Raw genomic sequence first — 13562 nt, 5'->3', positions numbered from 1 at the left:
GCGCCCACTCTATCGGCGGGCTATCCGCTGTTGCGCAGGGCGGTCGCCAGGCCGTTCATGGTCAGCTGGATGGCGCGGCGGATCCGCGGCGAGTCCTGCCCGGCGCGGAACCGACGCAACAGTTCCACCTGCATCAGGTTCAGCGGCTCCAGGTACGGGAAGCGGTTGTACACCGAGCGTTTGAGCGCGTTGTTGTCGGCCAGCAGGTCGTCGGTGCCGGTGATCGCGGCGTACATGTCCAGGGTGCGGGCGTGCTCGTCGCAGATCATGCCGAAGACCCGTTCGCGCAGGGCCTCGTCGGGCACCAGGTCGGCGTAGCGGGCGGCCAGCCCCAGATCCGACTTGGCCAGCACCTGGGCCATGTTGGACATCACCGAGCGGAAGAAGGGCCACCGGCGGTAGTAGTCGGCCAACTGGGCCAGTCGGTCCGGGTCGTCGCCGATCCACTGCTGGAACGCACTGCCGGTGCCGTACCACCCGGGCAGCATCACCCGGCACTGCGTCCACGACAGCACCCACGGGATGGCCCGCAGATCGGAGATCGCCGTCGTCTGTTTGCGCGAGGTGGGGCGGCTACCGATGTTGAGCGCGCCGATCTCCGACAACGGCGTGGAGTCGGTGAAGTACTCGACGAAGCCGGGGGTGCGGTGCACCAAGTCGCTGTAGGACTCGCGGGCGAGGGCGGCGAGCTCGTCGAGCACCGCGTAGGCCCGCGGTGAGTCCTCCCCCAGCCCTTCGGTGTCCAGCAGCGTGGATTCGAGGGTGGCGGCCACCAGGGTCTCCAGGTTGCGGCGCGCGCCGACGGGCTCGGCGTACTTGGCCGCGATGATCTCGCCCTGCTCGGTGAGCCGCAGTGCACCCTGCACCGCGCCCGGCGGCTGCGCGAGGATCGCGTCGTAGCTGGGGCCGCCGCCGCGGCCCACGGTGCCACCGCGGCCGTGGAACAGGCGCAGCGCGATGTCGGCGTTCGCGGCCGCGGTCACCAAGTCCAGTTCGGCGCGGTACAGCGCCCAGTTGGCGGCCAGGTAGCCGCCGTCCTTGTTGGAGTCGGAGTAGCCGAGCATGATCTCCTGCACGCCCTGCTGCGCGTCGACCAGTTGCCGGTAGAACGGCAGGTCCAGGGCGGCGGTGAGGATGTCGGCGCCGGCCTGCAGATCCTCGATGGTCTCCAGCAGCGGCACCACCCGCACGGTGCAGCGCGGTGCGCCCTGCGGGTCGAGCCGGTACAGGCCCACCTCCTTCAACAGCACCAGGGCTTCGAGGAGGTCGGACACCGAGGTGCACATGCTGATGATGTAGGTCGGCACGGCGTCGGGTCCGAACCGGGACACGGCGTCCGCGGCGGCCTCGAGCACGCCCAGTTCCTTGTTCGCCAGGTCGCTGAGCGCGGCGCCCTCCTGCAGCAGCGGGCGCCGCGAGGTGAGTTCGGCCGAGAGCAGACGCACGCGCGCGTCCTCGTCCAGACCGCGATAGTCGGGGCAGGCCCCCGCCCAGGCCAGCAGTTCGGCGATGACGTCCTCGTGGGTCTCCGAGTTCTGCCGCATGTCCAGTCCGGACAGGTGGAAGCCGAAGGCGCGCACCGCTTCCCGCAGGGCCCCGAGCCGATTGTCGGCGATCGCCCCGTCCACCACCGCGCGCAGGGCGGCGTCGATCACGTCCAGATCGGCGGAGAGTTCGTCCGGGCCGTCGTACGCGGTGGCGGTCGCGGCCCACTCGAGTTCGGTGGCGGTGAGGAAGTCGACGCCGAGCAGAGTGCGCCCGGTGGCGGCCAGGCGGGCGCGGACCACCCGCAGGGCGGCGCGGAAGGGCTCGTCGTCGTCGAGGTGGTCGGGCCCGCCGAGCCGACGCAGGTCGTCGGTGATCGGTGACACCAGGCGGGCGGACATGGCCAGTTCCTGGCGCAGCTCGTGCACCTCGTCGAGGTGGTGGCGCAGCGCGGCCGCGGCCGCCGCCGACGTCGCCTCGGTGACCACCTCGCCGGTGACGAAGGGGTTGCCGTCCCGGTCGCCGCCGATCCACGAGCCCATCCGGATGATCGACAGGTCGCCCAGGTCGGCCCGCGGGTACGCCGCGCTCAGGGACCGCCGCACGTCCCGATTCAGGCGCGGCACCACCTCGAAGAAGGACGCGTCGTAATAGCGCAGGCCGGTGGTGATCTCGTCACTGATGGTCAGCCGCCGCAGCCGGATCAGCGCGGTCTGCCACAGCCGCAGGATCTGCTCGGAGATCTCCCGGTCCAGCGAGCGCTCCTCGTCCGGGGTCAGTTCGGTGCGGGCGCGGACGCGCATCAGTTCGGTGATGCGGTTCTGGGCGTCGAAGACGCTGCGGCGGCGCGTCTCGGTGGGGTGCGCGGTGATCACCGGGATCACGGCGCCGTGCGTGAGGGCGGCACCGACCTGCTCGTCGGTGCAGTCGGCGTCGGTGAGCGCGGCGAACGTCGCGGCCAGGCTGGACGGTTGCGGGGCGTGGCCGGCGCGCAGGTGAATGCGGCGGCGGCGTTCCCGGTGCAGGTCCTCGGCCAGATTGGCCAGCAGTGCGAAGTTGGAGAACGCCCGGATCACCGGCAGCAGCTCCGCCACGTCGGGGTCGACGTAACGTGCGGCGAGTTGGTCGCGGGACAGTTCGCGGTCGCGGATGGCGAAGGCGTCGCGGCGGGAACCCTCGACCAGGTCGAACGTCTCGGTGCCGGCGTGATCGGCGATCACCTGCCCCAGCAGGCCACCCAGGTAGCGGATGTCCTCGCGGAGCGGTTCAGTGGCGGCGCGTCCGGTGTCGTCGACGGCGAGGCGGGCGATCATCGGCAGTGTGCTCATGCCGACCAGTATTCACCCCGACGCGTCGCGGCGCGCGGTGAGCGCGGGCTAGGAGTACTTGATGTCCAGTCCGACGCCGACGATGAAGATCAGCCAGATCAGGCCGACGAAGATGGTGAGGCGGTCGAGGTTCTTCTCGACCACGGACGAACCGGACAGGCTCGACTGCACGCCGCCGCCGAACAGCGACGACAGGCCGCCTCCCTTGGCGCGATGCAACAGCACCAGGACGATCAGCAGCAGGCTGGTGATGATCAGCCCGATGTTCAGCGCGAGAGTCACGAGGAGAAGGTCCGTTCGGTCTAAAGAACTGTGGCAGGTCACCGTCGAACGGCAACCTGCCACAGTCTACGCGATGGGCGTCCCGATCAGAGCAAGGGCCCGCCCGCTGCGATCGCGGACAGTTGCGCGAACTCGTCGGCCTTCAGGGAGGCCCCGCCGACCAGCGCGCCGTCGACGTCGGCCTGCCCGACGATCTCGGCGACGTTCTTGGCGCTCACGCTGCCGCCGTAGAGCACCCGCACACCGGCCGCGGTGGCCGCATCGGTGAGCTCGGCGAGTGCTTGCCGCACCGCGGCGCACACCTCCTGCGCGTCCTCGGCACTGGCCACACGGCCGGTGCCGATGGCCCACACCGGCTCGTAGGCCACCACGAGCTTGCTGATCTCCTCGGCGGAGAGCCCGGCCAACGAGGCCTTCAGCTGGGCCACGTTGTAGGCCACGTGCTCGCCCGCCTCGCGGATCTCCAGCCCCTCGCCGATGCAGACGATCGGGGTCAGACCGTGCCGCAGCGCCGCCTTGGTCTTGGCCAGCACCACCTCGTCGGTCTCACCGTGCAGGGTGCGACGCTCCGAATGACCCACCGCCACGAAGGTGACGCCGAGCTTGCTGAGGAAGGCACCGCTGATCTCACCGGTGTACGCGCCCGAATCGTGCTGGGAGACGTCCTGAGCCCCGTAGGTCAGCAGCAGCTTGTCGCCGTCGACGACGGTCTGCACGCTGCGGATGTCGGTGAACGGCACCAGCACGGTGACATCGACCTTGTCGTAGTACTTCTCCGGCAGCGCGAAGGCCACCTTCTGCACCAGGGCGATGGCCTCGAAGTGGTTGAGGTTGCACTTCCAGTTGCCCGCGATCAGCGGTTTCCGTTGTTGCGCCATGATCACTCCTGAGTATCGAGAACAGCGAGACCGGGCAGTTCCTTGCCCTCGAGGTACTCCAGGGAGGCGCCGCCGCCGGTGGAGATGTGCGAGAAGGCGTCGTCGGCGAGCCCGAACGAGCGGACCGCCGCGGCGGAGTCACCGCCGCCGACCACGCTGAAGGCACCGTCGGCGGTGGCCGCGACGATCGCCTCGGCCACGCCGCGGGTGCCCGCGGCGAACTTCTCGAACTCGAACACGCCCATCGGCCCGTTCCAGAACACGGTTTTGGCCGAGCGCAGCACCGTGGCGAAGCGCTCCACGCTGCCCGGACCGATGTCCAGGCCCATGCCCTCGGTGAAGCCGTCGCTGGTCATCGCGATCGACGTCTGCGCGTCGGGTGCGAACTTGTCGGCCACCACGACGTCGTGCGGCAGGTGGATGACGTCGCCGAACCGGTCCAGCAGGTCCTTGCAGGTGGCGATCATGTCCTCCTGCAGCAGCGAGTCGCCCACCGGGCTGCCCTGCGCCTTGATGAAGGTGAAGGCCATGCCGCCGCCGATCACCAGGGTGTCGACCTTGGGGGCCAGCGCCTCGATCACGGCGAGCTTGTCGGACACCTTGGAGCCGCCGAGCACCACCGCGTACGGCTGCTCGGTCTCCGTGGTGATCCGGGTCAGCACGTCCAGCTCGGTGGCCACCAGGTCACCGGCGTACGACGGCAGCAGCTTGGCCACGTCGTAGACCGAGGCCTGCTTGCGGTGGACCACACCGAAACCGTCGGAGACGAACGCGCCGTCGTCGCCCACCAGCTCGACGAGTGCCTTGGCGAGCTTGGTGCGCTCGGCCTCGTCCTTGCTGGTCTCGCGGGCGTCGAAGCGGATGTTCTCCAGCAGCAGGATGTCGCCGTCGGTGAGGCCCTCGGCGCGCGCCAGCGCATCCGAGCCCACCACGTCGCCGGCGAGCTGGACGTTGCGGCCCAGTTCGGTCGACAGTCGAGCGGCGACCGGTGCCAGCGACAGCGCCGCATCCGGCTCGCCCTGCGGGCGACCCAGATGGGCGGTGACGATCACCTTGGCGCCGGCGTCCAGCAGCTGGGTCAGCGTCGGAACGCTGGCCAGGATGCGACCGGCGTCGGTGATCTCACCGTCGGCGAGCGGCACGTTGAGGTCGGACCGGACGAGCACGCCGCGGCCCGAAACACCTTCTGCGAGAAGGTCCTTGAGAGTGCGTACAGCCATCGTCGGTTACAGCGACTTCGCGACGAGGGTGATCAGGTCGGCGAGGCGGTTGGAGTAGCCCCACTCGTTGTCGTACCAGGAGACCACCTTGACCTGGTTGCCCAGGACCTTGGTCAGGCCGGCGTCGAGCAGCGACGAATGCGGGTCGGTGACGATGTCCGAGGAGACGATCGGCGCGTCGTAGTACTTGAGGATGCCCTTCATCGGGCCGTCCGCGGCGGCCTTCATCGCGGCGTTGATCTCCTCGGCGGTGGCGTCCTTCTCCAGCTCCACGGTGAGGTCGGTGACCGAGCCGGTGGGGATCGGCACGCGCAGCGCGTAGCCGTCGAGCTTGCCCTTCAGCTCGGGCAGCACCTCGCCGATGGCCTTGGCGGCACCGGTCGAGGTCGGGACGATGTTGACCGCGGCGGCGCGGGCACGACGCAGGTCGGCGTGCGGCGCATCCTGCAGGTTCTGGTCCTGGGTGTAGGCGTGGACCGTGGTCATCAGGCCCTGCTTGATACCGAAGCTGTCGTTGAGGACCTTGGCGATCGGGCCGAGGCAGTTGGTGGTGCACGAGGCGTTCGAGATGATGTTCTGGCTGCCGTCGTACTGGTCGTCGTTGACGCCCATCACCACGGTGAGGTCGGGATCGCCGGCCGGTGCGGAGATGATGACCTTCTTGGCGCCGGCCTCCAGGTGACCCTTGGCGGCCTCGCGCTTGGTGAAGATGCCGGTGGACTCGACGACCACGTCGACGCCGAGCTCGGCCCACGGCAGAGCGGCCGGGCCCTCGCGGAGCGCGAGTGCCTTGATGCGCTGGTCGCCGACCACGATGTAGTCACCGTCGACGCTGACGTCCTCGGGCAGACGGCCCAGGATCGAGTCGAACTTCAGCAGGTGGGCGAGGGTGTTGATGTCGGTGAGGTCGTTGACGGCAACGATCTCGATGTCCGCCAGACCGGCCTTGTTCTGTGCCGCCACGGCACGGAAGAAGTTGCGGCCGATACGACCGAATCCGTTGATACCTACCCGAACTGCCACTGTTAACTCCTAAACCAGGGTGAAGAGCCGGTGGGAAAGCCCGGCCCACTGCCTCCCAGCCTAATCATCGCGCCGACGATCGTCAGCACAAGGTCCCGATGCGGGCCGACGCGAGGAGGGTCCCCGCCTCCCGCGCGGTGGCCTCGGCGTCGAAATAGGCGACCACGTGCAGACATCCGGCGTCGGCGGCGGCGATGCCGTAGAGCGGCGGCGGGCCGTCCGGCGCACCCGGCTCGCTCATGCGATAGCCGACGTACTGGACGTCCCGATAGCGCCACCGGCGGACGTCGAAGCGCTGCGCCGCCGTCTCGGCGGGCAGTCGGTCGACGTACTCGGCCGGGGTGGCGCCCGCGGGCAGATCCCACAGGCTGCACCACAGCGTCAGGCCGGGGCGCCACAGCACCAGGGATACCCCTTCCCGCCGCCGGTGCATCGGCTGCGGGAGGGTCAGCGACCACAGCGGCGACAGTGCCAGCTCGCCGGCCGCCACCGGCTGGTCGGGGTTCGGGGCTGCGGCGGGCCGGGTCTCCACCGCGAAGCCGTTCTCGTTGCGCACCAGCGCCGTGCCGACGGGGACTCGCAGGTGTTCGGCGATCGCCGGATCGCGTTCGACCATCCGCGCGATGGCGACCACCTCGAGGTTGGCCGGGTCGTCCACGTACTGCTGGGTCTCGTCCCCGGCCAGGAAGCTCCAGCCGAGTTCATCGCGCACCATGTAGCCCACCGGCGCGCCGTCGGTCAGGATCCGCCGGGAGACGTGGCAGGTGTCCGGTTCGCCGTCCACTCAGGCCTCGTCGAGGAGTTCGGCGGTCACCGCGGACTCGGTGTCGGGCAAGCCCTCGGCCCGCGCCTTCTTGTCGGCCATCGACAGCAGGCGGCGGATGCGGCCGGCCACGGCGTCCTTGGTCATGGCAGGCTCGGCGAGCTGCCCCAACTCCTCCAGCGAGGCCTGCCGGTGCTCCACCCGCAGGCGGCCTGCGGCCAGCAGATGATCGGGCACCTCGTCGCCGAGGATCTCCAGCGCGCGTTCCACGCGCGCGGCCGCGGCGACCGCGGCGCGGGCGGACCGACGCAGGTTGGCGTCGTCGAAGTTGGCCAGCCGATTGGCGGTGGCGCGGACCTCGCGGCGCATGCGTCGCTCCTCCCACACCAGGCGGGTCTCCTGCGCACCCATCCGGGTGAGCAGGGCGCCGATCGCCTCGCCGTCGCGGATCACCACGCGATCACCGCCACGCACCTCCCGGGCCTTGGCCACCACCGACAGCCGCCGGGCCGCGCCGACGAGCGCCAGCGCCGCCTCCGGTCCCGGGCAACTGACCTCCAGCGACGACGAACGGCCGGGTTCGGTCAGGGAACCGTGCGCCAGGAAGGCGCCGCGCCAGGCCGCCTCGGCATCGCCGATGCTGCCGCCGACCACCTGGGCGGGCAGACCGCGCACCGGGCGTCCGCGCGGATCCAGCAGCCCGGTCTGGCGCGCCAGCGCCTCACCGTCCTTGCTCACGCGGACGATGTAGCGGGCCCCCTTGCGGAGTCCGCCCGAGCGCAGCACGTGCACCTCCGACGGGTATCCGTACAGGTCGTGGATCTCGGCGCGCAGACGCCGGGCGACGTTGCCCAGATCCACCTCGGCCTCGACCACCACTTTCCCCGCGACGATGTGCAACCCCCCGGCGAAGCGCAGCAGTGCGGAGACTTCCGCCTTGCGACTGCTGAGCGCTGGAACCGAGAGCCGACTCAGTTCGTCCTTGACCGCCCCTGTCATGGCCAAATCGACCAAGCCTCCTTACGTGATGGAATCGCTCTAGGTTACCGCGGAGTCATATCTGTGTCGTCGGCCCCAGAAATCCGTCGAGAGCTATGGCCGATTTGATCGGATCGTGAATGTCGGTGTGCGTGGCGTGCCTCAGGTCCACGGTGCGCAGCTGCGCACCGAACAAACGGGCCGCCCGGTCCAGGTGTTCGCGTTCCCGCCCGGCCGGAACCGAGGCCGCGTCGACGATGATGTCGTCGATCGGCAGGGACCCGGCGTGTGCGTTGAGCACATGCAGGTGTCGTTCCAGGGAGAAGCCGGTGGTCTCCCCCGGCTCGGCGACGAGATTGACGAACAGTACCTTGCGGGCCGAGGTGCTGCGCAGCGCCTCGAGCTGCTCGGGAACCAGCACGTGTGGGATCACGCTGGAGAACCACGACCCCGGGCCCAGCGTCACCAGGTCGGCGGCGGCGACGGCGGCCAACGCCTCCGGGCACGCCGCGGGCGCCTCCGGTGTCAGACGCACCCGGCGCACGACGCCGGGGGTGGTGGCCACCGCCACCTGACCGCGGATCACCCGGCTCATCCGCGGGTCCTCCTCCAGTCCGGTCACGTCGGCCTCGATCACCAGCGGCTCGGTGGACATCGGCAGTACCCGCCCCTCGACGCCGAACAGCTGCACCAGCTCGTCCAGGGCGGTCACCAGGTCGTCGTGGTACTCGTCCACCCCGGACAGCAGCAGATTGCCCACCGGATGCCCGGCCAGGGCACCGCTGCCGCCGAGTCGATGCTGAAGGATCTCTGCCCAGCGGATGCGCCGGTCCGCGGCGGCCGGGTCGTGCGCGCGCAGTGCGTCCACGGCGGCCGGCGCCGACATCAGCGCGGCCAGCGCCATCCGCAGGTCACCCGGCGGGATACGGCCCAGTTCGTGCCGCAGTCGACCGGAGGAGCCGCCGTCGTCGGCGACGGTCACCACCGCGGTGACGTCGTCGGTGAGGTACCGCAGGGCGGTCAGGGTGTTGTACAGGCCGTGGCCGCCGCCGAGGGCCACCGCGCGCAGCCCGGGCCGCGGCCCCGGCACGCGCACCGCGGCGCTCATTCGCGCCCCAGATCGCGGTGGCTCGCCTCGACCACGTAGCGCGGCTCGCCGTCGCTGCCGGTGACCGCGGACAGACGACGGGTCAGGTCCTCGGTCATCGCGACGCTGCGGTGCTTACCGCCGGTGCAGCCGATGCCGATGCTCATGTAGCCCTTGCCCTCGCGCAGGTAGCCGCGCGCGACGATGTCGACCAGATCGACGTAGCGATCCAGGAAGTCGGCCGCGTCGGGCTGGCCCAGCACGTAGTCGCGCACCGGCGCCTCCAGTCCGTTGTGCTCGCGCAGCTCGGGAATCCAGTACGGATTCGGCAGGAAGCGGACGTCGGCGACGAGGTTGCAGTCGATGGGCAGCCCGTATTTGAAGCCGAAGGACTGCACCGCGATCGTCAGGCCCTGCCCGTCCTTGGACCGGAAGGCGCTCGAGACCATGGTGCGCAGCCGCGTCGCGGACAGGTCGGAGGTGTCGATCACCGTCTCGGCGTCCGCCTTCACGTCCCCGAGCATGTCGCGTTCGGCGGCGATGCCCTCGGACAGGGTGCCCGACCCCTGCAGCGGATGGCGGCGACGCACCGCCTCGAACCGGCGGATGAGCACCGGGTCGGAGGCGTCGACGAACAGCAGGTGGGTCTGCGCGCCACCGGCGGCGAGTTCCTGCCGCAGCCGGGTGAGGTCGGCGGCGAAACCGGGTCCGGTGGGGCGGACCACCATGGCGATCCGCGGCGCGGCCTCGGCCTCGGCCAGCACCCCCTCGATGACCTGGCCGATCACGGCGACGGGGACGTTGTCGGCCACATACCAGCCGTCGTCCTCGAGCACGTTGGCCACCGAGGTCCGGCCGGCCCCGGACATGCCGGTGACGAACAGGACCGTGGTGGGGGCCGTATCGGTTGGGCTCACTGTGTAGACCTCACTGCTCGGGTTGACCTCACTGCTCGGGTTGACGTCACTACTGGGCTGACCTCTCTGACGGAACCTGCTGATCGGCGCGCAGGGCCTCGTAGACGCTGCGCGCGGTGGTCTGACCGATGCCGGGCACCTGGGCGATCTCCTCGACGTCGGCCTGCTTGAGGCGGGCCACCGAGCCGAAGTGGGTCACCAGGGCCGTCCGCCGGGTGGCGCCGAGCCCGGCGATGCCGTCGAGCGCCGACGCGGTCATCCGCTTGCTGCGCTTGGACCGGTGGAAGCCGATCGCGAAGCGGTGCGCCTCGTCGCGGATGCGCTGCAACAGGAACAGCGCCTCGGAGTTGCGCGGCAGGATCACCGGATCATCGTCGCCCGGAACCCACACTTCTTCCAGTCGTTTCGCCAGACCGATCACCGCGACATCGGTCACGCCCAGTTCGTCGAGGACGGCCGCGGCCGCATGCACCTGCGGTTGCCCGCCGTCGACGACGAACAGGTTGGGCGGGTAGGCGAATCGGCGCGGGCGGCCGGTGGCCGGATCGAGCGCGGCCTCCGGCGCCAGGTCTCCCCCGTTCTCCGGCTCGACGACCGGGGGCTGGTCTGCGCCGTCCGCGGCCACGTCGGTGCGGTGGCGCAGGAACCGCCGCCGGGTGACCTCGGCGATGGAGGCGACGTCGTCGGAGTGCCCGTCGCCCGCGGCCTCGCGAATGGAGTAGTGGCGGTAGTCGGACTTGCGCGGCAGGCCGTCCTCGAAGACCACCAGCGAGGCGACCACGTCGGTGCCCTGCACGTGCGAGATGTCGATGCATTCGATGCGCAGCGGCGCATCGTCGGTGCCCAGCGCCTCCTGCAGTTCGGTGAGCGCGGCCGAGCGGGTGGTGAGGTCGCCTGCGCGCTTGAGCTTGTGCCGGGTGAGGGCCTCGCCCGCATTGCGTTCCACCGTCTCGGCCAGGGTGCGCTTGTCCCCGCGCTGGGGCACGCGCAGCGAGACGCGGCTGCCGCGCCGCTGCGACAGCCAGTCGGCGAGCTGTTCGTGGTCGTCGGGCAGCACCGGGACCAGGACCTCGCGCGGCACCCCGGAGCTCATCTCCAGTTCGTCGCCGTAGAACTGCAGCAGGAAGGCGGCGACCTGCTCGCCCGGGGTGGCGTTCTCCTGCACCTCCACCACCCAGCCGCGTTCACCGCGCACCCGACCGTCGCGCACGTGGAACACCGCCACCGAGTTCTCCAACACATCGCCGACCATCGCGATCACGTCGGCGTCGGTGCCGTCCCCGAGGACCACCGCCTGCTTCTCCATGGCCCGCCGCAGCGCGGAGACGTCGTCGCGCAGTCGCGCGGCCCGCTCGAAGTCGAGTTCGGCTGCGGCCGAAGACATGTCGCGTTCCAGCCCGCGGATCAGCGTGTCCGTGCGGCCCGCCAGGAAGTCGCAGAAGTCCTCCGCGATCCGCCGATGCTCGGCGGCGTCGACCCGGCCCACACACGGGGCCGCGCACTTGTCGATGTACCCCAGCAGGCACGGCCTGCCCATCTGCGCGTTGCGCTTGAACACCCCGTTGGAGCAGGTGCGCACGCCGAAGACCCGGGTCAGCAGGTCGACGGTCTCCCGGATCGCCCACGCGTGGGCGTACGGCCCGAAGTAGCGGACCCCCGGTTTGCGGGCACCGCGGTAGACGAAGACCCGCGGGTACTCCTCGTTCATGGTGACCGCGAGCATCGGGTAGGTCTTGTCGTCCCGGTACCGGACGTTGAAGCGCGGATCGAACTCCTTGATCCAGTTGTATTCGAGCTGCAGCGCCTCCACCTCGGTGCTCACCACGGTCCACTCGACCGAGGCCGCGGTGGTGACCATCTGGCGGGTTCGCGGGTGCAGCGTCGAGAGGTCGGCGAAGTAGGTGGTCAGCCGGGCGCGAAGATTCTTGGCCTTGCCGACGTAGACGACCCGCCGGTGCGCATCGCGGAACTTGTACACGCCGGGGTCGGTGGGAATGGTGCCCGGTGCCGGGCGGTAGGTCGTCGGATCGGCCACGCCTCCAGGCTAGTCGCCGCGCACTGCGGCGTGCTCAACGCCGGGGTACCAGCGCGGACCCGAAAACTCGCAGCGAGCGATGGTCCATGCGGAAGTCCGCGCGCCGGGTGCGCTCTCCGGCCTCGCCGTCGTGGGCCACCGGAATCGGCTCGGCCGATTCGATGGTGAACTCCGGGACGTGCGCCTCCTGATACAGGTGCGAATTGCGGATCCGGCCGGACAGCAGCGACGCGGCCAGGCGCAGCGTCTGCAGCCGATGGCCGGTGGTCAGGTACCGGACGTCGATCAGGCCGTCGTCGAGGCGGGTGCGGCGGCCCGGGAACAGCCCGGGCGTCCCGTAGCGCCCGTTGCCCAGGAAGAAGAACAGGGTGGACACCTCGGTGCCGTTCATCCGCACGGTGACCGGCGTGCTGTGGCGGAGCACGTACAGGCCCGCCCGCAGGGCGGCGACCGGCTTGCGGGCGCCGTGCTCGAAGCGCTCGCGCATCCGCACGAACTCCGGGTAGGCGCCGATGCTCGCGGTGTTCAGGATCACCGTCTCGTCGTTGAGCAGCAGCACATCCACCTCGGCCACCCGGCCCTCGCGGACCGCGGCCGCGGTCGCCGCCACCGAGTCGGTGCCGACGTCCTTGGCGAAATGGTTGAACGTGCCTGCCGCGAACACCGCCAGCGGCAGACCCGCAGCGACGGCACGCTCGGCGACGCACGCCACGGTGCCGTCGCCGCCTGCCACCCCGAGCACCTCGGCCTCGGTCGCGGCGTCGGCGGCGAGATCGGCCAGCTCCGCGGCGTCGTGCACCTCGACGATCCGCGCGGCGGGCAGCTCCCGCCGGACCTCGTCCAGGACCCGCTGCCCGGTGCCGTCACCGGAGGCGGGATTGACCAGGACGGTCAGGCCCGCACCGTCCGGGCGCGCCGGTTCGACGGCCGGGTTCGGCGGCGGCACCACGATCGCGTGTTCGTCGACCGGCGGGACCAGCTGGGCGCCCAGGACCGCCAGGCTCGTGCCCAGCAGGAAGCCGCCGAGGACGTCGCCCGGGTAGTGCGCGCCGGTGGCGATCCGGGACAGCCCGACCGCCCCGGCCAGCAGACCGAGGGCGAAGCCGGCGGGCCGGTTCTCCGTCGCCACCGCGGCGGCGAAGGCCGCCGCGCTGGCCGAGTGGCCCGACGGGAACGAACTGGACATGGGCTGGCGGCGCAGTCGCGCCAGCGTGATGCGGTGCGCGTTGGGGCGCCGCCGCGGATACAGGCGCTTGCCCACCTGGTTGGCGAGCAGGCTGGCGGCGCCGAGGGTGGCCACCCCGCGCACCGCGGCGCGCTGCAGGTCCGGGCGCCGGGTCGCCGCCATGCCCGCGGCCAGAACGAACCACAGTCTGCCGTGGTCGGCGGCCGCCGACAGCGGCTTCATGGTGGCGTCCAGCAGCGGGCTGGGTGCGTGCGCGATGGCTTCGAACACCCGCACATCCAGATCGGACAGCCCTTCGGTCATCGACGAACACGGACGATCGGTGCGGCGACGGAAGGCGTGGCGGCTCATTCGTCCACGGTAACGGCGGCGGGCGGCCA

11 protein-coding genes are annotated in these 13562 nt (G+C 70.7%); all 11 read right to left on the bottom strand.

The annotated features are described in order from the left end of the window. Positions 1 to 20: 20 nt before the first annotated feature. Positions 21 to 2813 carry a phosphoenolpyruvate carboxylase gene (gene ppc, locus ACFFJD_RS11155; RefSeq protein WP_382364064.1) on the bottom strand — a complete coding sequence of 931 codons (2793 nt, stop codon included), beginning with the start codon at positions 2811 to 2813 and terminating at the stop codon, positions 21 to 23. Positions 2814 to 2861: 48 nt separating this feature from the next. Then, positions 2862 to 3095, bottom strand: coding sequence for a preprotein translocase subunit SecG (secG, locus tag ACFFJD_RS11150; RefSeq protein WP_246995871.1), 234 nt, complete (start codon positions 3093 to 3095; stop codon positions 2862 to 2864). Positions 3096 to 3181: 86 nt separating this feature from the next. Beyond that, entirely contained in the window at positions 3182 to 3973 is a 792-nt protein-coding gene (tpiA, locus tag ACFFJD_RS11145) for a triose-phosphate isomerase (RefSeq protein WP_382364062.1), read from the bottom strand. A 2-nt stretch (positions 3974 to 3975) separates the two neighbouring features. Continuing rightward, positions 3976 to 5193, bottom strand: coding sequence for a phosphoglycerate kinase (locus tag ACFFJD_RS11140; RefSeq protein WP_382364060.1), 1218 nt, complete (start codon positions 5191 to 5193; stop codon positions 3976 to 3978). Between the two features lie 6 nt (positions 5194 to 5199). Next, complete coding sequence (gene gap / locus ACFFJD_RS11135) at positions 5200 to 6216, bottom strand: type I glyceraldehyde-3-phosphate dehydrogenase (RefSeq protein WP_382364058.1); 1017 nt, start codon at positions 6214 to 6216, stop codon at positions 5200 to 5202. Between the two features lie 82 nt (positions 6217 to 6298). Further along, positions 6299 to 7000, bottom strand: a complete 702-nt coding sequence (locus ACFFJD_RS11130) for an immunity protein Imm33 domain-containing protein (RefSeq protein WP_382364056.1) — start codon at positions 6998 to 7000, stop codon at positions 6299 to 6301. After that, the gene (gene whiA / locus ACFFJD_RS11125; protein WP_382364476.1) at positions 7001 to 7984 is read right to left on the bottom strand and encodes a DNA-binding protein WhiA; all 984 of its coding nucleotides are present in this window, start codon (positions 7982 to 7984) and stop codon (positions 7001 to 7003) included. It abuts the gene before it with no gap. A gap of 49 nt (positions 7985 to 8033) precedes the next feature. Further along, positions 8034 to 9065 carry a gluconeogenesis factor YvcK family protein gene (locus tag ACFFJD_RS11120; RefSeq protein ID WP_382364054.1) on the bottom strand — a complete coding sequence of 344 codons (1032 nt, stop codon included), beginning with the start codon at positions 9063 to 9065 and terminating at the stop codon, positions 8034 to 8036. Continuing rightward, entirely contained in the window at positions 9062 to 9961 is a 900-nt protein-coding gene (gene rapZ, locus ACFFJD_RS11115; protein ID WP_382364052.1) for an RNase adapter RapZ, read from the bottom strand. The genes ACFFJD_RS11120 and rapZ overlap by 4 nt, the downstream gene beginning before the upstream one ends. A 49-nt stretch (positions 9962 to 10010) precedes the next feature. Next, positions 10011 to 11996 carry an excinuclease ABC subunit UvrC gene (gene uvrC, locus ACFFJD_RS11110; protein ID WP_382364050.1) on the bottom strand — a complete coding sequence of 662 codons (1986 nt, stop codon included), beginning with the start codon at positions 11994 to 11996 and terminating at the stop codon, positions 10011 to 10013. Positions 11997 to 12030: 34 nt separating this feature from the next. After that, complete coding sequence (locus ACFFJD_RS11105) at positions 12031 to 13533, bottom strand: bifunctional phosphatase PAP2/diacylglycerol kinase family protein (protein WP_382364048.1); 1503 nt, start codon at positions 13531 to 13533, stop codon at positions 12031 to 12033. Between the last annotated feature and the right edge of the window lie 29 nt (positions 13534 to 13562).

The sequence above is a fragment of the Gordonia phosphorivorans genome, assembly GCF_042432625.1.
Lineage (GTDB): Bacteria > Actinomycetota > Actinomycetes > Mycobacteriales > Mycobacteriaceae > Gordonia > Gordonia phosphorivorans.
Note: the sequence above shows the minus strand (reverse complement) of the source record. Positions and strands in the feature narration are given on the sequence as shown.

Bases quoted from the DNA above. Each gene is read 5' to 3' on its own strand.
- ppc (WP_382364064.1), bottom strand. From the start codon at position 2,813: ATGAGCACACTGCCGATGATCGCCCGCCTCGCCGTCGACGACACCGGA.
- tpiA (WP_382364062.1), bottom strand. From the start codon at position 3,973: ATGGCGCAACAACGGAAACCGCTGATCGCGGGCAACTGGAAGTGCAAC.
- ACFFJD_RS11140 (WP_382364060.1), bottom strand. From the start codon at position 5,193: ATGGCTGTACGCACTCTCAAGGACCTTCTCGCAGAAGGTGTTTCGGGC.
- ACFFJD_RS11120 (WP_382364054.1), bottom strand. From the start codon at position 9,065: ATGAGCGCCGCGGTGCGCGTGCCGGGGCCGCGGCCCGGGCTGCGCGCG.
- ACFFJD_RS11105 (WP_382364048.1), bottom strand. From the start codon at position 13,533: ATGAGCCGCCACGCCTTCCGTCGCCGCACCGATCGTCCGTGTTCGTCG.